The sequence below is a fragment of the Drancourtella sp. An12 genome (assembly GCF_002160935.1).
GTDB classification, from domain to species: Bacteria; Bacillota; Clostridia; order Lachnospirales; family Lachnospiraceae; genus Sellimonas; species Sellimonas catena.
Window position 1 is genome coordinate 1 of sequence record NZ_NFLO01000007.1, and the last position, 21668, is coordinate 21668.

Here is a 21668-nt window from a genome sequence, read left to right on the forward strand (position 1 = left end):
CACAGTTGGGTTTTCAAAGCTATCAACATAATAACAGCAGTCAAATCTGTGTCCACAATATAGGATTAAATCTCAAAATACGTACAAAAAGGATTTTACCCGTGTCCTCTTTATAGGGCTCATTTTAGATCAAATACTACGGTTCCATTTTGCACTTTTCTATATCTAACCGGTATTTCAGTTTAAATTGTACGGCTCAATTTTAGGCTTTTCTTAATTCAGCCGAATTCCAAACTCAAATACTACGGCCCCAATACTGAAGTCCGTCTTTTGAACCGCAGACAAACTGCTTACCACTTCTGGTTTCTTCCTGCGCATAGAAAAAAGGATGTCTCCTGATTGTGGAAACATCCTTCTTCTTAGCTTCTTATCCTAAGATTGTCTTTAAATCCTCTTCCGGCGTTGTAACCGGAGCAATTCCATATTCTTTTATCAGATACTCCGCCACACCTTTTGAAAGAAATGCCGGCAGTGTCGGGCCAAGCCGGATATTTTTGATGCCGAGGTGAAGAAGCGTCAGCAAAATGCAGACCGCTTTCTGTTCATACCAGGACAGAATCATAGACAGCGGCAGTTCATTAACACCACATCCGAATGCATCTGCCAGTGCCAGTGCAACCTTGATGGCACTGTAGGCATCATTGCACTGTCCCATGTCGAGCATCCGCGGGATTCCTCCGATTGTTCCCAGATCCAGATCGTTAAACCGGTATTTTCCGCAGGCCAGAGTCAAAATCACCGTATCCTTTGGTGCCTGTTTTACAAACTCTGTATAATAGCTTCTTCCAGGGCGGGCTCCATCGCATCCTCCTACCAGGAAGAAATGCCGGATCGCTCCGCTTTTCACACCTGCGATGATCTGACCCGCCACACTCAGAACTGCCTGATGGCCGAATCCGGTCATTGTGGTGCTGCCGCCGTTGCTTCCTGTAAATTCCATATCTTTTTCATATCCACCAAGTTCCAGTGCTTTTTGGATCACCGGGGTAAAATCTTTGTCCTCACCAATGTGGACCATGCCCGGATATCCTACTACTTCCGTTGTAAATACCCGGTCCGCATAACTGTCCTTTACCGGCATCAGACAGTTTGTCGTATAAAGAACCGGTGCCGGAATGTCTGCAAACTCCTTCTGTTGATTCTGCCATGCGGTTCCAAAGTTTCCTTTCAGATGCGGATATTTCCGAAGCATCGGATATGCATGAGCCGGCAGCATCTCACCGTGGGTGTAAACCTGGATTCCCAGATCTTTCGTCTGTTCCAATAGAAGTTTCAAATCATAGAGATCATGACCGGTCACAACGATGAACGGTCCTTTTTCCACTTTCCAGGATACTTCTGACGGCTCCGGATTTCCAAATGTTTCCGTGTTGGCACGGTCGAGCAGTTCCATGCATTTCAGGTTCACTGCTCCGGTCTCCATAACCACCGGAAGAAGTTCTTCCATTCCCCAGTCCTCTGCAAGTATAGATAATGCCTTGTAGAAAAAGGTGTTGACTTCCTCATCCACATAGCCCAGTACCATGGCATGATAAGCATACGCCGCCATTCCCCGGATTCCAAATAAGATCAGAGATTTCAATGACCGGATATCCTCCTGTGCTTCCCAGATCCGTTTCATATCATATTCATCGGTGTTCCCGCACTTTGCTTCGCATACTGCGCAGCCCGGCGCAATCTGCTCTTTTTCTGCTCTTACTTTATCAATCAGCCTTTCAATGGCTTCATCATCAAAATTGACATTTGTGACAGTAGCAAACAGACCTTCCAGAATCAACCGGTCCGTATTTTCTGTCTTCGGATTGGACGCACACGTCCTTGCAAGTCCGATCAGCGCCCCGGTCAGTTCATCCTGAAGGCCTGCTGTCCTTGCTGTCTTCCCACAGACTCCCGCTTTCCCGGTACATCCGCTGCACCCTGCCGTCTGTTCACACTGATAACAAAACATCTGCTTTTCCATTTTCTGTCCTCCTTACTGTTTCGTTCCATGGCCAGTATACAGGAGTCAGAAAGCAAAATATGTTGTAAGTACAACAGATTTTATATTATTTTAATGTCGTCCGCACAATCCTTGTGACGCAGTCCCGGAGTTCCTTCTGTGATATCGTTCCATCAGCCAACGCCTGCCGGATACTTTCCTGATCCTCCGGTTCTCCCGGCATTACCAGATCATTTCCTGCCTTAATGCATCCCGCAGCCGTACAGTCCTCACTCAGCTGCGTCGTTGTCCAGTCCGTCATGATCAATCCCTGAAATCCATATTCACAGCGGGCTGCTTTCGTACAGAGATCATAACTGTTTGCCGCATGGATACCATTGATCAGATTATAGCTTGTCATGATTGCAAGCGGCTGCGTTTCCCGAATAACAATTTCAAAGCCGCGCAGATAGATTTCCCGAAGGGTTCGTTCCGAAAGAATACTGTCGGATCCGCTCCGGTTATCCTCCTGATTATTGCAGGCAAAATGCTTCACAGTCGTTCCGCATCCAGGGTGCTTCTGCACTCCTTTTGTCATGGCTGCGGCAATTTTTCCGCTGAGGAACGGATCTTCCGAATAATACTCAAAGTTCCGTCCGCACAGAGGATTCCGGTGGATATTCATTCCCGGCGCAAGCCAGAGCGTCACTTCAAAACGTTCCATCTCCTCGCCCACTGCATTGCCAACTTCCCGGATCAATTCTTCATTCCACGTCTGAGCCAGAAGTGTTCCGACAGGGAACGCCGTACAATATTGATAATAAATATCTCCTTCCTGTTCCGGCCCATCGTAAAAAAATCCTCTTTCAATCGCCGCTTCAAACGGAATCGTCTGCACTTTTCCATCGGACACCACATAATTCTGACTCAGGCGCAGGCCTGCCGGTCCGTCAGCCAGAACAATCGCTTTTACTCCCTGTCCGGCCGCACAGGAGCTGGTCTCACCTGCAGATCCAGGCACCGAAATCCCGGCTGCTCCAAGATTGCTTCCCTGTCCGCTTCCTGGATCTCCCACAGCAAGCAGGATCAGCTGATCCTCGGACAGCCCACTGGTGATTTCCGCCGCTTCATCCCCCGGCTCTTTATAATCGTAACAATACCGGATAGTATCAAGTCCGTCCAGATCATAGGAAAAGTGCGGCACATTCTCCATATTGTTTATCAGCGCTTCATACCGCTTCCGGATTTTTTCAGCCGGAACAGACAGCTCCTCCAGAGTTTCTCTTAGTGGACAGATATGCTCTGTTTCTGCCAGCACTTTCTCCTGCTTTACATCAAGGATACCTTCCAGTGTGCTTTCCATAAGGGAATTTCCCACATAGATTCCGTAGCATCCCGATTCCAGAATCCATGCTGCCCGGCTTTCATCAAAGGAAGTCAGTGTTCCGGCATCAAAAGTCATCTCAACCGTCTCCTCTTCTCCCGGAGCCAGTATCCTGGTCTTGGCAAACGCGCACAATCTACGGAACTCTTTTTCAATCTTTCCGACTGGAAGGGATACATAAAGCTGAACCACTTCTTTTCCGGAAAACTCCCGGCTGTTATTTTTCACTTTGACTGTGACTCGTACCTCCCCATTTTCTGATGTTTCGATACGTGCCGTATTTATGGAGAAAGACGCATAGGACATTCCATACCCGAATCCATAACGCACCGGAATCTCGAAGGTATCAAAATAACGGTATCCCACATAGATGCCTTCCTCGTACTTCTCCTCCTCAATATTTCCGTTGTTATGCGAAAATGTTGCGGCATTCGGATAGTCATCATAAGAAAATGCCCATGTATCAGTCAATTTTCCACTTGGAGAAACAATCCCGCTGATAACATCTGCCACGGCAGTGCCGCCCTCCTGGCCCGGCTGTGATACCGCCAGTACTGCCTGAATCTGCGGAAGCTTTTCAATGAATGACAAATCCACAACTCCTCCGGAATTCAGAAGCAGAATGACCTTCTCATACCTGTCACAGACATCCGAAAGAAGAGTATACTCTTCATCACTCAGAAAATAATCTCCTTTTTCTGCCCGTCTGTCCGCCCCTTCCCCTGCATTCCGGGCAAGGACGAAAACTGCCGCATCCGCATCGACAGTATAAATTTCCGGTCCTGCCGGAACATGAAATGGAGAAGTGGAATATGCGGTGAAAAAATCTATTCCGCTTTTTGTTTTTTCAAGAATCGCTTCTTTCCATTCCAACCGTTTTCCCTTATATTCTTCTTCATATTCATGGAGCCATTTCTCCGTCATAATTTCAAATCCGGCATCTTTCAAACCTTCATAGATGCTGATACTTCTTCTCTCGTTTACATCTCCGGAACCGGTGCCTCCTTTGACTGTTCTGGACGCACCAGAACCAAACAGCGCAAGTTTACTTCCCTTTTTGAGCGGAAGCAGATGCTCCTCATTTTTCAGAAGGACAATCCCCTCTTCTGCTGCCCGGCGCGCAATTTCCCCATGAAGTTTCTCATATGCTTCCGGTTCCCGGCTTGTTGTTCCTGTAAACATGGTTTCTTTTCTTTCAAAGTGCATGTTCCTCACCTCGTTTCAGATTTTCAGCTTCTTTTTTGCTTGATTTATATATAAATTTTTACATCGTTTTACTATGTTGTCAATACGAAAGATACCTCTGCTCATAATTGAACAGACATCTTCCATATGCTATGATAAAAGAAAAACGGAGGACAGACTATGATTGATTTTCAGAACAAAAAAGTATTCAAACTCAGTAAAGCAAAAGAAAAGCATCTTCCGAAAGAAATCCTGGATCTTTTGATTTATGGTGAAGAAATCGTCGGGTACTACAGTGCTCTGCGGGACTATGTGGTATTCACAAACAAACGACTGATCGCCTGCAATGTACAAGGCATTACCGGATCCAAAAAGGATTTTACTTCCCTTCCGTATTCCAAAGTTCAGGCATTTTCTATCGAAACAGCCGGAACCTTTGATATGGATTCCGAATTGACCCTCTACTTCAGCGGCCTTGGCAATGTCACATTTGAGTTTTCTGCCGGAGGAGATATAAGAGAAATCGGAAGACTGATCTCTTCCTGTATTTTATAAGAAAAATGAAGCTATTCAGCACGAACTATAAAAAGGGCTGTAAAATCCCGCCGACCGATTACCGGTTGGCGGGATTAATCCTTTTAGATATATAATTAGAGTTAAGTCAGATTTATTTTTAATAAATAATCCTTCTCTTTTTCACTAAATGATTTGCCACATTCTTGCACATTAGACCACTTAAACAAAATACTTGTATCATTCATAGTAAAGGTAAATTTTTGAACAAAGGCTGATTTTCCCTCTACATCCTGTCGAACAGACAATTCCTTCTTATTGTAATTTGTTAAATCAATGGTCTCCTTTTCTTCAATACTCCATAAATTAACCGGAAGATATTGAGGAAGAATTACTTCAATACGATCCCCTGTTTTAGCATCAGGAAGTTCGATTACACAATCAAGGGTGTCTTCTACATAGGATTCCGATAAATCTTTTAAAGAAAATTCTTTTCCATTGATAATTACAATATTGCTTTTAGGATAGCCCTGCTCATCTCGTGGGAATTTTGTTATATCAAAAGATTCACTGGATTTGTCCGTATGATTCCCACATCCCCAAATCATTGTTAAGACTAACATCAGGGGGAATAGTCCTAAAATTTTCTTGTATATTGCCATGCATTCGACCTTCTCTCAAACTGTAAGTGAAATTTCCAAACGAATCTAATGAAACTCTTTTGCTAACCTCTTATGTATATAATAATTTCCACCCTTTATATTGTCAATTATAATGAGTTATGCTTCAGACAAATCCCATTCATAATACAGAATCCGAATTATATCAGTATCCATCCAAACAAGGATGCGCATATACAAATCTATGCAACACGAAATGCAACATGAAATAGAAAAAGTGCCGTAAACACGGCACTTTTCTTATGGACCTGGCGGGAATCGAACCCGCGTCCGAAAGCCTCTCCATCGGAGCATCTCCCATCACAGTCATTATTTTAAGATTCCCCCGGACTGCCGCCTAATGACAGGCTGCAATCTTCGGTAGCTTCATAAAATCTTCCATCTCCTCAAAGCTTTGGAGACGAAGTGCCCCGCAAGTGTCGAAGCCGGTGATCCGGACCGCGGGAAGTCCGGAGCCGACTGCTGCCGAAATTAGGCAGCGTACGCTAATTTATTATTGTCTGCGTTTATTTTTAAGTTACGGTTTACTGCGCGGTCCCGTCCCGCGGATGGCTTCTCCAACTTTAAAACCCCCGTCGAAACCAGTACAAGCCCTGGTTTTGCAGACAGTTGTTCTATTATTATACGCAGGCGACCTGACCTTGTCAAGGCCCGCCCGCAGTCTTTCTTTCAGCTCTTTTTCTAAATGTTGTGGTCGATCCATGCTTTTGCAAGATCCATCCACTGGCCGCACTGAGCTTCCACGCCTCTTCCGTCACTGGAAAGGCTTAACTCAGTCGCTGTTCCAAGTCCGTGCTCTCCTTTCGGGAAGAGATGGAACTCTACCGGAACACCGGCCTTTACGAGCGCATTTACATAGAGGAGGGAATTCTGAACCGGAACGGACTGATCCTCATATGTATGCCAGATAAACGTCTTCGGTGTGTACTCTGAAACATTCAGTTCCAGAGAACATGCTTCTTCCAGACTTTCCTCCGCCTGGGCACCCAGAAGGTTCTTAAAGGAGCCTTCGTTCCGGAATGTGCCGGCTGTGATCACCGGATAGCTTAAAATCTGTCCGTTCGGACGGATCATCTCCGATGTGGTATCGAGAATGTTGGCAAGCTCCGGAATGTGCCAGTAGGTGGAAACCATGGCTGCAAGATGTCCTCCTGCCGAGGATCCCTGAATCAGAATCCTGTCCGGATCAATGAACCATTCTTCTGCGCGTTCTCTAAGCATCTTCATGCATGCAGCCGCCTGAATGAATGCATCCGGAAATACATCATCCGGAACAGTTGAATACCGGAGCACTGCCGCATGATATCCCATCTCCATGAACCGTACCGCCAGACCTTCTGCCTCTCTGTCCGATGTCATGGCATAGCCGCCTCCCGGACAGATCAGAACACAGGGTCTTTTGCGGCCATCATAAAGCTCTTTTGAATTGCTCCAGAAATATGTATATAACCTCGCGTTTGTTTCCTCGCCCTTGATTGTTACAGGAATTGTCTCGTATACCATGCGCCGGTCCTCCCCATTTTATATTTTATTTATTCTTCATCTTCCAGTCCCAGAATCTCTGCAAGTACCTCGATGATAATTTCATTCGTACAGGATTTCACATATCCAAGCATATGAAGTGAAATCTCGTCCGACTTCTGCGCGTCTGTCAGATCAGGATTTTTCTTCGTCATATCAATCAGCTGGATCAGCTGCGGTGTAAGCTCTTCATATGTCTCGATCGTTGTCTGGGAAACAAGATTTCTGAGATCTTTTTTTGTTACTGGTACCATTTCTATTATACCTTCCTTTTCACTTTGAATCTACCCAAAATTGCGAATTTTGAAATCTCTTTGCGCTTCTCTTGCCTGATCTTTTTTGGCAATATCCGCACGCTTGTCATAAAGCTTCTTTCCTTTTGCCAGCCCGATTTCCACTTTGACAAGACTGCCCTTTAAATACACTTTCAAAGGCACAAGTGTCATTCCTTTTTCTTTCATTTTTCCAAGCAGTTTGTTGATTTCCTGCCTGTGCAGCAGGAGTTTGCGTACCCGGAGCGGATCTTTGTTGAAAATATTTCCTTTCTCATACGGGCTGATATGCATTCCGTACACAAAGACCTCCCCGTTTTCGATGCGGATGAAGGATTCTTTGATACTGCACTTTCCCATCCGCATCGATTTCACCTCGGTTCCTGCAAGGGAAATCCCGGCCTCATAAGTCTCAAGAATAAAATAATCATGATATGCTTTTTTGTTGTTGGCGATCAGTTTTACACCTGTCTTTGCCATCTCCTAGTCCCCTTCCTTTCCAAGCTCAAAGTCGATTGTCCTTTGAAGCTCGTTTGCCGCCATGACACGGACGCATACTTTCTGTCCAAGCCGGTAAGTCTTTCCGGTGTTGATGCCCTGCATCTCGTAGCGGTCTTCGATATACTCATAATGATCATCCGTCATATTCACTACATGGACCAGTCCCTCGATGGTATTCGGAAGTTCCACGTACATGCCCCACTTGGTGATACCGGAGATCACACCTTCGTACTCTTCACCGATGAAATTTTTCATATACTGTACTTTTTTCAGTTTGACCGTTTCCCGCTCAGCCTCTTCTGCCCGGCGTTCGGTCTCGCTTGCGTGCTTTGTCACTTCCTCGAGAATCGACTGATAATGCCGGATCCGCTCTTCATCCATCCGGCCGCGAAGCGTCTCCTTGATGATCCTGTGGATCTGAAGGTCCGGATAACGCCGGATCGGGGAAGTGAAATGAGTATAGCAGGATGCCGCAAGTCCAAAATGTCCTTCATTTTCCGGCGTATATTTTGCCTGCTTCATGGACCTAAGTGCCAGTCTTGCAATCATCGGCTCCTCCGGCTTCCCTTCTACTTTGGCAAGGAGCTTCTGGATCTCTTTTGGATGCACTTCATGATTGCCGATATGCATCGTATAGCCGAAATTGTGGAGGAAAATCGCAAGTTTGCGAATCTTCTCCTCATCCGGCGCTTCATGAATCCGGTAGACAAACGGAATCTCTCTCCAGAAGAAATCTTCCGCCACTGTCTCGTTGGCCGCAAGCATGAAATCTTCGATCAGCTTTGTCGCCGTATTTCTCTCATACGCTTTCAACTCGACCGGGCGTCCCTGCTCATCCAGAATCACCTTCGTTTCCGGGAAATCAAAGTCCACCGCCCCCCGTCTGTGGCGCTTTTCTCTCAAAATGGAGGAAAGCCTCGCCATCTCCCGAAACATCGGGACAAATTCCTCATATTTCCGGCACTGTTCTTCATCTTCGTCTTCCAGAATCTGTTTCACCGCTGTATATGTCATACGGCGGTCAACCCGTATCACGCTCTCGCAGATCTCATGGTCCACGATCGTACCGTTTTCATCAATCTTCATCAGGCAGCTCAGCGCCAGCCGGTCCTCTCCCGCGTTTAGGGAACAGATTCCGTTGGAAAGGGTGTGCGGAAGCATTGGAATCACACGATCCGCCAGATAAACGCTTGTCCCGCGTTTTTTTGCTTCCCGGTCCAGGGCACTGTTTTCCTGCACATAATTGGTCACATCCGCGATGTGAACGCCCAGATAAAAACTTCCGTCCCGTACTTCCAGGGAAACCGCGTCGTCCAGATCCTTGGCGTCCTCGCCGTCGATCGTCACCATCCGGACATCCCTCAGATCTCTTCTTCCAAAGCGGTCTGCTTCGCTGACAGGCTTTGCCACACGCTCCGCCTGGTTCATTACCTTCTCCGGAAATTCAATCGGAAGTTCGTAGGACATGGCGATACTCAGCACATCGGTTCCCGGATCGTTGACATGTCCGAGAATCTCCACGACTTCACCTTCCGGCTTTTTCCCGTCTCCGCCGTAGGAAGTGAGCTTTACAACGACCTTGTGTCCGGTCACCGCTCCTTTTGATTTTTCCTCAGGCACAAACACATCCTGTAAAAACTTCTGATTATCCGGAAGAACAAATCCGAATGATTTATTTTTCTGATAATAGCCGACGATCCGGGACATCCCGCGTTTCAGGATCTTGATGACTTTCCCTTCCTGCCGCTGTCCTGTCTTTGGTCCTGCACCTCTTGTGATCTGGATTTCCACTTCGTCTCCCTGCAGGGCACCGCCGGATTCCTCTTCCGGGATAAAAACATCGTCATCCGATCCCTCGATGGATACGAAACCAAATCCTCTGGCATGGGCCTGATAGATTCCGGTCAGCCTGTTCCCCTGACCTTTTACATAGTTTCCTTTCTGGGTCTTATGGATCTTTCCTTCGGATTCCAGAGCATCCAGAATTTCTTTTAACTCCTGCCTCTCTTCCTTTTTCACCTGAAGGACGGAGGCCATTTCTTTCATCTTCATCGGGACATAGAAATCGTCACAGATGAACTGGTATACCATTTTCTTTCTTTTCTCATATTGTCTTTCCATTATCTGTACCTCACATACTCCCTTCTATTCTATCTGATATGGTAAAAAAAGAACACTCTATTTTTTGAAATAGAGTGTTCTGCATCTTCTTTCATTAAGCAAATACTTTTAAATTCAATACTGCAGCAAGGATAAGAAACAGTGCGGCAAGGATCTTTGTGACTTTCACGAGAGTTCCCTCAATGGAACGTCCTCTGTTCTGTCCCCAGTAGGTATCCGCCATACCGGCAATCGTTCCCAGACCGGCTGATTTTCCTTCCTGCATTAATACAACTGCTGAAAGAGCAATACAGTCTATTACAAATAAAATTGTGATCACGATTTTCAAAATTTCCAACTTCTACACCTCCTGCGCATAAACCATATATAATACTACCATATCCTTCCGGTTTGCGCAAGCAGTTTTTCGCTTCTTTTCAGCCCCTTATTTTCTTTTCGAGATCTTCCTGATCAGGAAAATGGATTCTTGTAGATGGCAGTATCTCCAAGTTCTTCTTCTATTTTCAATAGGCGGTTGTATTTTTCCACCCGTTCTGATCGGCATGGAGCCCCGGTCTTGATCTGCCCGGTTCCAAAAGCCACCGCAATGTCAGCAATCGTTGTATCCGCCGTCTCACCGGAGCGATGGGAAACAATGGATCGATACCCGTGCTCCCGGGCCATCCGGATGGTATCAAAGGCTTCTGTGAGTGTACCGATCTGATTGATCTTTACCAGAACCGCATTTGCTGCCCGGCAGTCAATCCCTCGTTTCAGCCTTTTTGTACTGGTCACGAAGAGGTCATCACCTACCAGCTGTGTCTGAAGCCCGAGTCTTGTATTCATCAGTTCCCATCCCGGAAAATCCTCTTCTTCCAGACCGTCCTCAATAGATACAATCGGATATTTTTCGATTAGTTCTGCATAGTAGTCAATGAGTTCTTCCGCGGTGCGAACTACCTTTTTCTCTTTTCCTTTGCTTTCTCCCACAAACACATATTTCCCGAAATCTCTGTCATAAATTTCCGAGGCTGCCGCATCCAGACAGAGTACAATGTCTTTTCCTGCCCGGTATCCTGCCGTCTCAATGGCCTCCATCAGAATGTCACAGACACTCCCGGTATCCGGAAGGTCCGGGGCAAAGCCTCCTTCATCGCCCACTCCGGTATGATATCCTCTTCCCTTCAGAAGCGCCTTAATCATATGATAGACTTCTGTGCACATCCGAAGTCCTTCCCGGAAGCAGCAGGCCCCTGCCGGCATGATCATAAATTCCTGAAAGTCAATGATATTGTCCGCGTGTCTTCCGCCGTTCAGAACATTCATCATCGGCACCGGCATCCGTCTGGTATGCACACCGCCAAGATAGCGGTAAAGCGGCAGATGCAGACTCATCGCCGCCGCTCTTGCTGCTGCCATGGACACACTCAGGATGGCATTGGCACCAAGATTGCTCTTATCTTCCGTTCCGTCAAGCCGGATCAGCAGATGGTCAAGTTCAGTCTGTTCCAGCGCATTGACTCCAATGACTTCTCTTGCGATCCGGTCATTGACATGATTCACAGCCCTCTCCACGCCACGGCCGCAGTAGCGGTCCTGCTTTTCCTTATCCCGAAGTTCTTTCGCCTCATATCTCCCGGTGGAAGCTCCCGACGGGACACTTGCCGTTCCAATCGTGCCGTCCGCCAGAAGTACCTGTGTCTCAATCGTCGGGTTTCCCCTGGAATCGAGGATTTCTCTTGCGTATATATCTCGAATTGCGTTGCAGTGATGCATTGTTTTTTCCTCCTTCCAGGCATAGTATCTCCCAAAAAAAAATCCGGCATACCCGTCAGAAAGCTTTACATATTATTTCCTTTACTTTTCCTTTCAGGATCGTTGACTTTTTCTTTCCGGAGGGTTACAATTTTGGAGATAAATTCTTCATAAAACGAAAGAAAACGAGGAAGAAAAAATGAACGGTCAACATCATGTGGATATGAAGTATTCTATCCCAAAACCATCATCCAAAATCAAACCCAAATCCAAAATCCGGGATTTTGTGGTCATGACGGCCGCCACTGCCATCATGGCATGCGGTATTTATTTTTTCAAATTTGCAAATAATTTTGCATTCGGCGGTATTACAGGTCTTGCGGTCCTTGTCGCCAAGACCGGAACCATCAGCAGCAGTGATTTTAACTTTGTCTGCAACATTGTCCTTCTGGTTCTGGGATTCCTGATCATGGGAAAAAGCTTTGGAGCAAAAACATTTTACTGCAGCATGCTTCTTTCCTTTCTCCTGTCTATCCTGGAGCGTGTTTACCCGATGGACGGACCACTTACCAACCAGCCTGTCCTGGAACTGATTTTTGCCATCGCTGTTCCCGCTTTCGGATCGGCAGTTCTCTTTAATATGGGCGCATCCAGCGGCGGAACCGACATCGTGGCGATGATACTGAAAAAATATACCGGTTACGACATCGGACGTGTCCTGATGATCTCCGATGTGGCAATCGCTGTGGCAGGCGTATTTGTATTTGGCATGGAGACAGGTCTGTTTTCGATTCTCGGACTTGTTCTTCGGTCACTCATTACAGACAACTTTATCGAAAATTTCAATCTTTCCAAATGTTTCAATGTTGTCTGCGACAGTCCCGAGCCGATCTGTAACTTCATTATCCGGGATCTGCACCGGGGGGCTACTGTCTACTCCGCTCAGGGTGTCTTCTCCGGACAGAAGAAATACATTGTTCTGACAGCATTGAACCGCCCGCAGGCAGTGCGGCTCCGTAACTTCATCAAGGAAACCGAGCCGGGCGCATTTATCCTGATCTCCAACACCAGCGAGATTATCGGACGCGGATTCCACACCGTATAACAGGAGTAAAATATATAGTAAAAAATAAAATCCCGGAGACACATGTGATTTCACATCGTTCTCCGGGATTTTTTCGTCACCGATTATTATTTTTCATTCAGCACTTCTTCCATAGCTTTGACCACATTCTGATACTTTTCCTGTGTATAGGTATCATAACGGTTCGGATTTCCCGCATCCGAGAGCTGATCCTGCATGGAGGCAATTCCCTCTGTAAAGACCTGCTGTACTGTCGGATCCACTCCTTCCAGTTTCAGCTTCATATCTTCCGCACTCATCGCTTCGCTCTCTGTCAAATAAGCCTGAAGCTTCTGAGTAAATGATTCTTTCTGGCTGCTCTCATACTGCTCTGAGAAATTCAACACACCGAAAGCTGCTTTCAGCCTCTTTAAACTTGCTCCTGCTGTTCCTTCCTCGTACTGGGAAAGGGACTGGATCATCTCGCCAAATGCTTCCTCATCTACTTCCGTATTCTGATCAGCCGGCTGTGTTCCTGTGTTTTCCGGCTGTCCCGGATCCACCTTGTTATTTTCCGTCTCTGAATTCTCAGGATCTTCCGTCTCCGGTTCTTTCTCCTGCTCTTCCGTTTCCCCGTTATCCGTCTCGTCCGGTTCTTCCTGTTCCTTTGTGGATGATCCCTGATCAGTCTGCTCTGTCTTTGGCTCTTCGCCGGTATCTGCAGGTGTCCTGGAGCCACAGGCGCTCACTCCAATCATCAGGATTCCTATGCCAAGTGCCAGTAATCGCTTCATTCGTCTTTTCATACGCCTTCCCCCTTCCGGTCATCCTCTTCCTTCTACCTACAGTATACCTGTTTCTCCGCAATTTCACAAGCCGGATCATTGCTTCTTCTTTTCCATCATCAAATACAGATATGCATCTTCCAGTGTGATCTTCGGCTGTGTACAGTCAATATCCGGTTTCACATCGCTGATAATTTTCACCGTCATTCCTTCTTCCGTGTACTGCTTGGAAGTCGTACGGTACTGCTTTTCCAGTCTTTTTGCTTCTGTGTCGTCTGCTACATTTGCTGTCCAGATCTTTCCTTTTGCCCGGGAAAGGAGCGCCTGTACCGTACCTGTATAGAGGAATGAACCTTTCCGCATCACCGCAAGCCGGCTGCACGTAGCCGCGATGTCCTCCACCACATGAGTGGAAAACAAAACGGTCCGCCCCTCCGAAAAATCCACCAGAAGGTTACGGATACGCACCCGCTCTTCCGGATCAAGCCCCGTTGTCGGTTCGTCCACAATCAGAAATTCCGGTTCATTCAGAAGTGCCTGAATGAGTCCGACTCTTCGCTTCATTCCTCCGGAAAGCTGACGCATTTTCTTTTTCCGGTGATTCGTAAGCCCTGTCTTTTCCAGATAATAGCGGATACGCTTTTTACATTCCTCCTTCGGGATACCGGAAAGTTCTCCCAGATATTCCAGGCAGTCCTGCACGGAAAGCCCCGGATAGAGGTTGAGCTCCTGCGGCAGATACCCGATTTTCTGCCTGATGACTTCGTCCTTTCCAGTCCCGTACCGGATTCCGTCCAGATACACCTCACCATCGGACGGAGTCAGAACCGTCGTCAGTACCCGCATCAGCGTCGTCTTTCCGGCGCCGTTTTCCCCGAGCAGCCCATAAACACCGTGGGGGATTTCCAGATTGACATGGTCTACCGCCCGAACCTGATTTTTAAATGTTACTGTCACGTTTTTTATGTTTACACTCATTTTGACACCCTCTTTTCTATAATCGAAATCAATACCAGAAATACAATGGACAACAGAATTTGAATCAGTGTGCCATATGCCCATTCGTTCCATTTGGCTCCCATGGAATCACAGAAGGAATAGGCAAACAGGTTGTACCGCCCAAACAGTCTCTCCCCTGTTGTGGAATTGGTCGTAATCCATAGAAGAACCGATACTCCAATCCCCGCCCACTGGCTCTTTGCCAGATTGGAAATGACAACCGAGATCAGACTCCAGAATAAAACAGTTCCCGCAAGTGCCGCTGCGTAACCGCCGTACTCGGAAGCAAAGGTACGCTCTATCATGCGGTAAGGCTTCTGCCAGTAAAAAGTAAAATATGCTGCAAGAGCGGTCACATACAAATACACTGCCTGAATAATCCATCTCCGGTAAATCATGCGGATCCGGTTCTTTTTCGGTTTCAGACAGATGATTTCCCACCGCTGCCCGTTTCGGTCCATCACACTGGTCTCCGCGCAGAATACGGATGCCAGAACGGCCACTCCCGGCATCAGCGCAGGACCGATCTCTGAAGTCAGCGTGACGCCCCGTACCAGCGCAAACAGAAGCAGAAACAGGATGGAGTACGCCAGTTTATAGGGTGCAATACAGATTTTCCATTCCTTTTTCAATACACTCTCCTCCTTTTCCAGATGACCGCTGCCCCAAAGAGAAAGGCTGCCGAGGCAGCAAGCAGAAAGATCTGGTTCCACATGGCCATCAGCGGCGGCGCCGTGTCCAGAAATCCGCCCGGAAACCGCACCAGAATGGCAAGAGGCCTTCCGTAGTATCCAAATTCACCGTCCGGCCCGATACTTCCCATATTGGAATAAAACAGATACAGAAACAAAAGCGGTACTCCCGGAAGCGGATTTTTAAAAATCAGCGCGATGATCACATACACGCTCGCAATCATCAGAAGATTCGGCAGCATATAGCAGACCGCCGGAATCAGAAATTCGATCAGCGATACCGGCAGATCATTGCGGATCCCTGCCGCAAAACTGACAAAGAAGAACACAATCACAAGGATCAGCCAGACAATTCCCACTGAAAGAAATCCTCCTGCCGCTTTTCCAAAGATATAGCTCCCTGCCGAAACCGGCTTTGTGTGCAGCAGTTCGTAAGTGTCTCTTCTCGTATCCCGGATAAAGAGAAACGCCAGCAAAACCGCGCTGAAAAAAGTAAGATACAGTCCGCCGAAATCTGCAAATTTTCTTCCGAAGTACCAGGAATAACTGTATTCCGACAGTTTTGCTTTCAATTCAGCGTTGATTTCATCTACGGTACCCTGATGATATTCATAGTCCTCGTAATAATATCTCAGACTATAACCGCCCGGATACCCGTAAATCTCTCCGATGGCATCGGACATTTCATTGATACTCTTTCCAGAAGAACAGATCTGATCCAGTGTGTTCCGAACTACTTGTTCCTCCTCACCGTTCTCCTTTACAACCATACTGATCATCTTTTTCTTGGCAAGTTCCAACTGTTCTTCCTTCGTGGATTTGACATATCCGTTCATGATATCTGCATCCGCAATGTTCTCCGGCTTTGCCGATTTCACTTCCTGCTCCGTGCGGAAATATTTCACTTCCAGATATGGAGACAGAATCTGAAACAAACCGAAAATCACAACCACGATCCCGACCCAGAATAACGGATTCTTCAGGTAGTTTTTTACTTCCCGTTTCATTACTGCTTTCATGTTCATCCCCTCTTTCTTTTTTGATATTTCTATCGTATCAGGAGATTCACAATGAAAAGACAATGGAAAAAAGACAAAAAATTCCTGCTGCATTTTTTTACAGCAGGAATATCATTTTTCATCCGTGTACGAAACGGAAATACGCCCGTACACACGCCCCGTCTCTCTGGTTTTCCACTTCGAGGTGTCCTCCGTGTTTCTTACAGAACACTTCGCTGATATACATTCCAAGTCCGAAATGTTTCAGATCATCCCTTGGATTGGCCGAAGTGAAGGCCTGTTTTGCTTCTTCTTCACTGATGGTAAATCCTGTTCCATCATCTTTTACTTCCAGTACCAGCTGGTCGGCTTCCCGGCAGACGACCACCGATACCTTTGACGCTGCATAACGCAGTGCGTTGGTAATCAGGTTTTCCGCTACTTCCAGAATCAGGTCCCGATCCAGCGTAAGTTTTTCTCCCTCTCCTCCCGCAAAGATTTCAAACTGCTTTCCGGAAGCTGCTGCCAGCATCTCTCCGGTCTTTTCGATCTGTTCTGCAATCTCAGTAGCCGTCGTGTCCATGCAGGAAATCGGCTCACGTTCCAATGCGGAGAAGGCCCGCATCCGGTCCAGAAACCGCTCCAGCCGTTCCACCTGTCCCATGCTTTCTTTCAGCATATCCAGAAGCGCTTCCCGGTCCAGCTTTTCTTCCGGGATAAACTCCATCATCATTTCCTGATACCCTTTGAGCACAGTCAGAGGCGTCCGCAGATCGTGTGCAATGGCAGAGCGCATTACCTGCTCATCTTCCACCATCCGCCACATCTTCTGGTTGTTCTGAGCCAGTTCCTCTTTCATGTGGTCAAACTCCCTGCAGAGTACGCCCAGTTCGTCCTTACTCTGATATCCGATCTCAAAATCCAGGTCATTGTCCGCAATCTTCTTTGCAGCCAGATTCAGCTCCAGAAGGGGCCTTCGAATCTTATTCCGGTAAAACAAAAAGGTGGACACAACAATCCCTGCCGCACATAGAACAAGGATCCCGTATGTAGTCAAAAAGTCGCACAGTTCGGAAAGCCTTGCATCCGTCCGGCTCATATCCTCATTGCTGACCCGCGGAATCGTCACATCGAAGGCATCTGGATTCCGGTTCTGCATTTCTTCGATAAACCGATCCTGATCCACATATTTCCACCAGATCTGTTCCTGGGCCCGTTCTGCTTCCAGGACGATGACTGCCCCAAGAATAAAACCAATGACAATTCCTGTCAGCATGTAGACAATAATACTTTTCCTCAGGGAAAGATTTCTTATTTTTTCCATCGATACCCCACTCCCCATACTGTTTCAATCGGATCTTCCTTTGTATATTGCCCTATTTTCCCGCGGATTCTCCGTACCAGCTCTGTGATGCCCCGGCTGTCTCCCTGTCCGTCATAGCCGCAGACATGTTCATAAATCCGCTCTTTGTCAAACACCTGCCCCGGATGCATGGACAAAAACTCCAGGATTCCAAATTCCGTCTTCGTCAGATCCAGCACCTGCCCGTCAAAGGAGGCTGTCTTTGCTGTATAGTCCACCATCATTCCGTTTCCAAATCGGTACTGCGTTTTCTGCTGATGCCGTTCCTCCCGCCGCAGATGAGCCAGCACTCTCGCCTCCAGTTCCTTCAGGCTGAACGGTTTTACAATATAATCATCTCCGCCCATCATCAGCCCGTTCACACGATCCTGCTCTTCGACCCGTGCGGTCAGAAATAAAATCGGACAGGACACCTGATCCCGGATTCTCCGGCACACCTCCAGGCCGTCCATTCCCGGCATATTGATATCCAGAAGCATGAGATCCGGGCCTTCTCCAGACTTCTTTACCGCGTCCAGCCCATTGACCGCTGTCAGCATTTCATATCCCTTCAGCCGGAAATACCGGCACAGCATCTCTACCAGATCCTGGTCATCATCCACCAGAAGAATTTTGTAGCTCATCCGACGAATACCATCCTTTCTTTACGATAAAACATTGCCGAGATGATCATTCATCTGTTAAACCAGTAGTTTTCGAAAATCTTCGATCGATATCCCATATTCGGATGCCGCCTGCTCCAGATTCAGAAAACCTTTCTGATATAACTCTATCACGGCATCTTTCCTCCCCTGATCATGTGCGGCATCTTTTTCGGCCCTGGCTTTCTCAAGCTGCTTTTGACTTTCCGAAAAACGCTCCTGCATATCAGTCAGATTATCCTGAGCTACATCCAGCTTTCCCTGTGTCTCATCCAGCTTCCCCTGTGTCTCATCCAGCTTCCCCTGCGTCTCATCCAGCTTCCCCTGCGTCTCATCCAGTTTCCCCTGCGTCTCATCCAGTTTCCCCTGAATTTCTTCCAGCTTTTCCTGTGCATTTGTCATCCGCTGAAAAGCCCGTTCAGCCTGTCTTTGCAGAGACAGCTGATCGCGAAGTGCACGTTCCCTTGCCTCATATGCTCGGCGTTTCTCTTCATCCTGGCTCATTTCCATCAGATCTTCATAGGCTTCTTCCAGATAGGTATTTCCCTTTGCCATCTCTTTTAAATCCTCCTTTTTACCGCCGCGGAAGAATTTCATCCATGCAATGATGCCATCTGGATGGTGATACTCCTCTGGAATCTTGGAAAGCTCCAGAATCTGAAGTTCCAGCTTATCGCTGTACAGTTCTCCGGTCGCTTTATCATAAACCTGTGCCTTACGGTAGCAGATATCATCCTTCTTATAGTAGGTGAAATTCAAAACACTGACATGTACACATTTCTGAAGCCGATCATATTCCTCACCTTTGCAAAGCTGGCTGGAAAACATCTTGCACAGATAAAACAGACTCCTGTCGTCCCAGTATTCCATATATACAACCTGCATCTCAATATCAAGCTGAGTGCCGTTTTCCAGAAGAACATGAACATCCAGCACTCCCTTCTTTTCCTCCTCCGACCGTTTGGGAAGTTCATTTTCCAGAATAATAGTATTCCCGATCTGCTCAGGTGAAAACTCCAACAATTCAGCGATGAAGCCTCTCCTTGTATTCGGATTCCGCATCAGTTCTTTGAAACACCAGTCGATGTAAGGCTTCATAATAAATTCTTCTTCTGAAATTGCAGCGGTAGTTCGATTTTCCATTTTGTTTCGTTCCATAAACAGTCTCCTTTCTGTGACGGCAATGCCTCTGACATAAGAAAACTGTTTCTGTTTCTTGTAGTCTACCATATTTCCGGGTACCAGAAAAGAGACGTCCCAAAGAAAACATATTTTCCAGACAGAAAGCTGCCCTCATAATTCCCTTGTCAAATACTTGGATAAAACGGCGAACGCCTTGAAAATGAAAAAGCAGAGAGCTTTTCCGATGAGTAAAGGATAACACGAACAATCTGCTGAATCAAGGAATATAAGGATAAATTTTTTCTAACCTTTATTAACCTTTGACATAAATTCAGGGAGGTAATGGCTCATATGAGTCACTACCTCCCCTGATATTACAGTAAAATATTGTCCGGCTACTGACATTTTCTTACCGCCCGATTCTCCGAATCAGTACTCCTTTCGGTTCCAGGCGTCCATCCTGATATTGTCTCTGGAACAGGATCTCTCCTTCTCCTTTCACTGTCACCGGTTCTTCCGTGCAGTTCAGAAGGATTTCGATCTTATTCTGCTCCTGATCAAGTTTAATATACTGTACCAGACGCGGCTCGTCATATGCTTCCGGGAAGTGGAAATACAAACTTCGCAGCGCCGGTTCCGTCTTCCTAAGATGAATCAGCTTCTGGATCTCATGAATTTTCTGCTGGTTTTCTTCGGTCTGAATCAGATCCCACGGCATACATCTGCGGCAGTCCGGATCGAAACTTCCTTCCATGGCGATTTCCGTGCCGTAATAGATGCACGGACTTCCCGGCATGGTAAAGAGAATCGCCAGCTGCTGGTAGAACAGGTCCAGATCGTGGAAGCGGTTCATAAGACGCTCCGTATCGTGGGAATCCAGAAGATTGAACAGTACATTGTTGGACTGCTGCATGTACATCGTGTAGCAGTGGTTGATCATGTACTCGAAATCTTCCTTTTTCATCGTCGGATCAATAAAGAAATCGTGGATACCGCTCATGAGCGGATAGTTCATGACGGAGTCGTATTCGTCCCCCATCAGCCACTGGCTGGCGTCGTGCCAGATCTCTCCCAGAAGATAGATGTCCGGTTTGATGGCTTTCACATGATCCCGGATCCGTTTCAGAAACCGGTGGGACACTTCATTTCCCACATCAAAACGGATGCCGTCGATATCATAGTCCCGGATCCAGCCTTCGCAAACGTCCTGGAAATAGCTGATCACGGCCTCGCTGTTTGTATTGAGTTTCGGCATCTTATCCGCAAAAGCGAAGGAGTAATACCGCCCGTCTCTCGTACTTGCTTCTTTGTTCAGTATCGTCCAGTCGTTGACCATGAACCAGTCTGCGTAGGCGGAATCTCTTCCGTTTTTCTTCACATCCAGCCATGGTGCGAAGTCTTTTCCACAATGATTGAAGACCGCGTCCACCATCACACGGATTCCATGTTCGTGCGCCTCTGCCACCAGACGTTTCATCGTCTCGGAGTCTCCGAACTGTGGATCAATTTTTGTATAATCTTTTGTATCGTATTTATGGTTGGAGTCTGCCTCCATAATCGGATTCAGATAAATTCCGGTAATGCCAAGTTCTTTCAGATAAGGAAGTTTCTGACGGATTCCTTCCAGGTTTCCGCCGTAACGCTCTTCGTTTTTGACTTCTCCCTCATTTTTCCACGGAAGAATTCCCTCCCGGTCGTCTCCCGGCGTCCCGTTGCAGAAACGGTCCGGGAAAATCTGATACCAGATCGTATCATTTACCCAGTCCGGCGTCCGGTTCACATCAGCCGGATTCATCCATGGAACCGTAAAGCACTGAAGCATCCGGCCGTCCATCTCCATCTGCTCTTTTGTCAGAAATCCGTCTTCAAAATAATACCAGACCTCATCATCTGTGTGCAGTTCAAAATAATACTTGCAGCGCTTGTATTTCGGTACGAGAGTCGTAGTCCACCAGATCTGATGTTTCAGCCGTTTTTTGTAGACAATCTCTTCCCGGACTCCGGTCCACTTTTCGTTTCCTCCAAGAATTCCCGCTTCAAAGGGATCTCCATAATAGAGGAACACCCGCTTCACATCATATCCTGTCTTCAGATTGACAATCAGTTCCGATTCATTTAACGAGTAGCTCATCTGCTCGGTTGTTCTATGGTAAACTCCTGTAAAATCCATCTGTCA

Annotated in this window: 19 protein-coding genes and 1 other RNA gene; 2 read left to right on the plus strand and 18 right to left on the minus strand. The window is 47.0% G+C overall.

The window, feature by feature from the left end; all coding sequences use genetic code 11:
* Positions 1 to 367: 367 nt before the first annotated feature.
* Together hcp and B5E64_RS08375 are read right to left on the minus strand one after the other, a co-directional pair.
* The gene (hcp, locus tag B5E64_RS08370) at positions 368 to 1960 is read right to left on the minus strand and encodes a hydroxylamine reductase (RefSeq protein ID WP_204229571.1); all 1593 of its coding nucleotides are present in this window, start codon (positions 1958 to 1960) and stop codon (positions 368 to 370) included.
* An 85-nt stretch (positions 1961 to 2045) separates the two neighbouring features.
* Complete coding sequence (locus tag B5E64_RS08375) at positions 2046 to 4508, minus strand: glycoside hydrolase family 3 protein (protein WP_087168072.1); 2463 nt, start codon at positions 4506 to 4508, stop codon at positions 2046 to 2048.
* Positions 4509 to 4667: 159 nt separating this feature from the next.
* Between B5E64_RS08375 and B5E64_RS08380 the strand changes: the two genes are divergently transcribed.
* Entirely contained in the window at positions 4668 to 5042 is a 375-nt protein-coding gene (locus B5E64_RS08380) for a PH domain-containing protein (RefSeq protein ID WP_087168073.1), read from the plus strand.
* Positions 5043 to 5143: 101 nt separating this feature from the next.
* Here the strand turns inward: B5E64_RS08380 and B5E64_RS08385 are convergent, their stop codons facing one another.
* The 8 genes from B5E64_RS08385 to eno all read right to left on the minus strand — a co-directional run bounded on the left by B5E64_RS08385 (position 5144) and on the right by eno (position 11850).
* Positions 5144 to 5662 (minus strand): hypothetical protein, encoded by a 519-nt coding sequence (locus tag B5E64_RS08385; protein ID WP_087168074.1) that lies wholly within the window; start codon positions 5660 to 5662, stop codon positions 5144 to 5146.
* Positions 5663 to 5920: 258 nt separating this feature from the next.
* Positions 5921 to 6274, minus strand: a transfer-messenger RNA (tmRNA) gene (gene ssrA, locus B5E64_RS08390).
* Positions 6275 to 6361: 87 nt separating this feature from the next.
* Positions 6362 to 7183 carry an alpha/beta hydrolase gene (locus tag B5E64_RS08395; protein WP_087168075.1) on the minus strand — a complete coding sequence of 274 codons (822 nt, stop codon included), beginning with the start codon at positions 7181 to 7183 and terminating at the stop codon, positions 6362 to 6364.
* Positions 7184 to 7212: 29 nt separating this feature from the next.
* Positions 7213 to 7455 carry a hypothetical protein gene (locus B5E64_RS08400; protein ID WP_087168076.1) on the minus strand — a complete coding sequence of 81 codons (243 nt, stop codon included), beginning with the start codon at positions 7453 to 7455 and terminating at the stop codon, positions 7213 to 7215.
* Positions 7456 to 7485: 30 nt separating this feature from the next.
* On the minus strand, positions 7486 to 7953 hold the full coding sequence (smpB, locus tag B5E64_RS08405; protein WP_087168077.1) for an SsrA-binding protein SmpB: 468 nt from the start codon (positions 7951 to 7953) through the stop codon (positions 7486 to 7488).
* A 3-nt stretch (positions 7954 to 7956) separates the two neighbouring features.
* Positions 7957 to 10095 (minus strand): ribonuclease R, encoded by a 2139-nt coding sequence (gene rnr / locus B5E64_RS08410; protein WP_087168078.1) that lies wholly within the window; start codon positions 10093 to 10095, stop codon positions 7957 to 7959.
* A gap of 94 nt (positions 10096 to 10189) precedes the next feature.
* Positions 10190 to 10432 carry a preprotein translocase subunit SecG gene (gene secG / locus B5E64_RS08415; protein WP_087168079.1) on the minus strand — a complete coding sequence of 81 codons (243 nt, stop codon included), beginning with the start codon at positions 10430 to 10432 and terminating at the stop codon, positions 10190 to 10192.
* A 113-nt stretch (positions 10433 to 10545) separates the two neighbouring features.
* Positions 10546 to 11850: a phosphopyruvate hydratase gene (eno, locus tag B5E64_RS08420; RefSeq protein WP_087168080.1), complete on the minus strand. Its 1305-nt coding sequence runs from the start codon at positions 11848 to 11850 to the stop codon at positions 10546 to 10548.
* 202 nt (positions 11851 to 12052) lie between these two features.
* On the opposite strand from eno, the gene B5E64_RS08425 reads away from it, so the two are divergent.
* Complete coding sequence (locus B5E64_RS08425; RefSeq protein WP_087168173.1) at positions 12053 to 12934, plus strand: YitT family protein; 882 nt, start codon at positions 12053 to 12055, stop codon at positions 12932 to 12934.
* Between the two features lie 86 nt (positions 12935 to 13020).
* Here B5E64_RS08425 and B5E64_RS08430 read toward each other — a convergent pair whose 3' ends face one another.
* The 8 genes from B5E64_RS08430 to B5E64_RS08465 all read right to left on the minus strand — a co-directional run bounded on the left by B5E64_RS08430 (position 13021) and on the right by B5E64_RS08465 (position 21662).
* Complete coding sequence (locus B5E64_RS08430; protein WP_087168081.1) at positions 13021 to 13698, minus strand: hypothetical protein; 678 nt, start codon at positions 13696 to 13698, stop codon at positions 13021 to 13023.
* A 75-nt stretch (positions 13699 to 13773) separates the two neighbouring features.
* Positions 13774 to 14655, minus strand: a complete 882-nt coding sequence (locus B5E64_RS08435) for an ABC transporter ATP-binding protein (protein ID WP_087168082.1) — start codon at positions 14653 to 14655, stop codon at positions 13774 to 13776.
* On the minus strand, positions 14652 to 15308 hold the full coding sequence (locus B5E64_RS08440) for a hypothetical protein (protein WP_087168083.1): 657 nt from the start codon (positions 15306 to 15308) through the stop codon (positions 14652 to 14654). The genes B5E64_RS08435 and B5E64_RS08440 overlap by 4 nt, the downstream gene beginning before the upstream one ends.
* A complete protein-coding gene (locus B5E64_RS08445) occupies positions 15305 to 16387 on the minus strand; it encodes an ABC transporter permease subunit (RefSeq protein ID WP_242960132.1) in 1083 nt (360 codons plus the stop codon). The genes B5E64_RS08440 and B5E64_RS08445 overlap by 4 nt, the downstream gene beginning before the upstream one ends.
* A 118-nt stretch (positions 16388 to 16505) precedes the next feature.
* Positions 16506 to 17690 carry a HAMP domain-containing sensor histidine kinase gene (locus B5E64_RS08450; protein ID WP_162610166.1) on the minus strand — a complete coding sequence of 395 codons (1185 nt, stop codon included), beginning with the start codon at positions 17688 to 17690 and terminating at the stop codon, positions 16506 to 16508.
* On the minus strand, positions 17678 to 18352 hold the full coding sequence (locus B5E64_RS08455) for a response regulator transcription factor (RefSeq protein WP_087168086.1): 675 nt from the start codon (positions 18350 to 18352) through the stop codon (positions 17678 to 17680). Before B5E64_RS08455 ends, B5E64_RS08450 begins: the two co-directional genes overlap by 13 nt.
* A 57-nt stretch (positions 18353 to 18409) precedes the next feature.
* Entirely contained in the window at positions 18410 to 19528 is a 1119-nt protein-coding gene (locus B5E64_RS08460; protein ID WP_162610167.1) for an Rpn family recombination-promoting nuclease/putative transposase, read from the minus strand.
* A 373-nt stretch (positions 19529 to 19901) separates the two neighbouring features.
* Positions 19902 to 21662: a glycoside hydrolase family 13 protein gene (locus B5E64_RS08465; RefSeq protein ID WP_087168088.1), complete on the minus strand. Its 1761-nt coding sequence runs from the start codon at positions 21660 to 21662 to the stop codon at positions 19902 to 19904.
* Positions 21663 to 21668: the final 6 nt, after the last annotated feature.

Coding starts and splice junctions, on each gene's coding strand:
- hcp (WP_204229571.1), bottom strand. CDS start 1,960: ATGGAAAAGCAGATGTTTTGTTATCAGTGTGAACAGACGGCAGGGTGC.
- B5E64_RS08375 (WP_087168072.1), bottom strand. CDS start 4,508: ATGCACTTTGAAAGAAAAGAAACCATGTTTACAGGAACAACAAGCCGG.
- B5E64_RS08380 (WP_087168073.1), top strand. CDS start 4,668: ATGATTGATTTTCAGAACAAAAAAGTATTCAAACTCAGTAAAGCAAAA.
- B5E64_RS08385 (WP_087168074.1), bottom strand. CDS start 5,662: ATGGCAATATACAAGAAAATTTTAGGACTATTCCCCCTGATGTTAGTC.
- B5E64_RS08395 (WP_087168075.1), bottom strand. CDS start 7,183: ATGGTATACGAGACAATTCCTGTAACAATCAAGGGCGAGGAAACAAAC.
- B5E64_RS08400 (WP_087168076.1), bottom strand. CDS start 7,455: ATGGTACCAGTAACAAAAAAAGATCTCAGAAATCTTGTTTCCCAGACA.
- smpB (WP_087168077.1), bottom strand. CDS start 7,953: ATGGCAAAGACAGGTGTAAAACTGATCGCCAACAACAAAAAAGCATAT.
- rnr (WP_087168078.1), bottom strand. CDS start 10,095: ATGGAAAGACAATATGAGAAAAGAAAGAAAATGGTATACCAGTTCATC.
- eno (WP_087168080.1), bottom strand. CDS start 11,850: ATGCATCACTGCAACGCAATTCGAGATATATACGCAAGAGAAATCCTC.
- B5E64_RS08425 (WP_087168173.1), top strand. CDS start 12,053: ATGAAGTATTCTATCCCAAAACCATCATCCAAAATCAAACCCAAATCC.
- B5E64_RS08430 (WP_087168081.1), bottom strand. CDS start 13,698: ATGAAAAGACGAATGAAGCGATTACTGGCACTTGGCATAGGAATCCTG.
- B5E64_RS08435 (WP_087168082.1), bottom strand. CDS start 14,655: ATGAGTGTAAACATAAAAAACGTGACAGTAACATTTAAAAATCAGGTT.
- B5E64_RS08445 (WP_242960132.1), bottom strand. CDS start 16,387: ATGAAAGCAGTAATGAAACGGGAAGTAAAAAACTACCTGAAGAATCCG.
- B5E64_RS08450 (WP_162610166.1), bottom strand. CDS start 17,690: ATGGAAAAAATAAGAAATCTTTCCCTGAGGAAAAGTATTATTGTCTAC.
- B5E64_RS08455 (WP_087168086.1), bottom strand. CDS start 18,352: ATGAGCTACAAAATTCTTCTGGTGGATGATGACCAGGATCTGGTAGAG.
- B5E64_RS08460 (WP_162610167.1), bottom strand. CDS start 19,528: ATGGAACGAAACAAAATGGAAAATCGAACTACCGCTGCAATTTCAGAA.
- B5E64_RS08465 (WP_087168088.1), bottom strand. CDS start 21,662: ATGGATTTTACAGGAGTTTACCATAGAACAACCGAGCAGATGAGCTAC.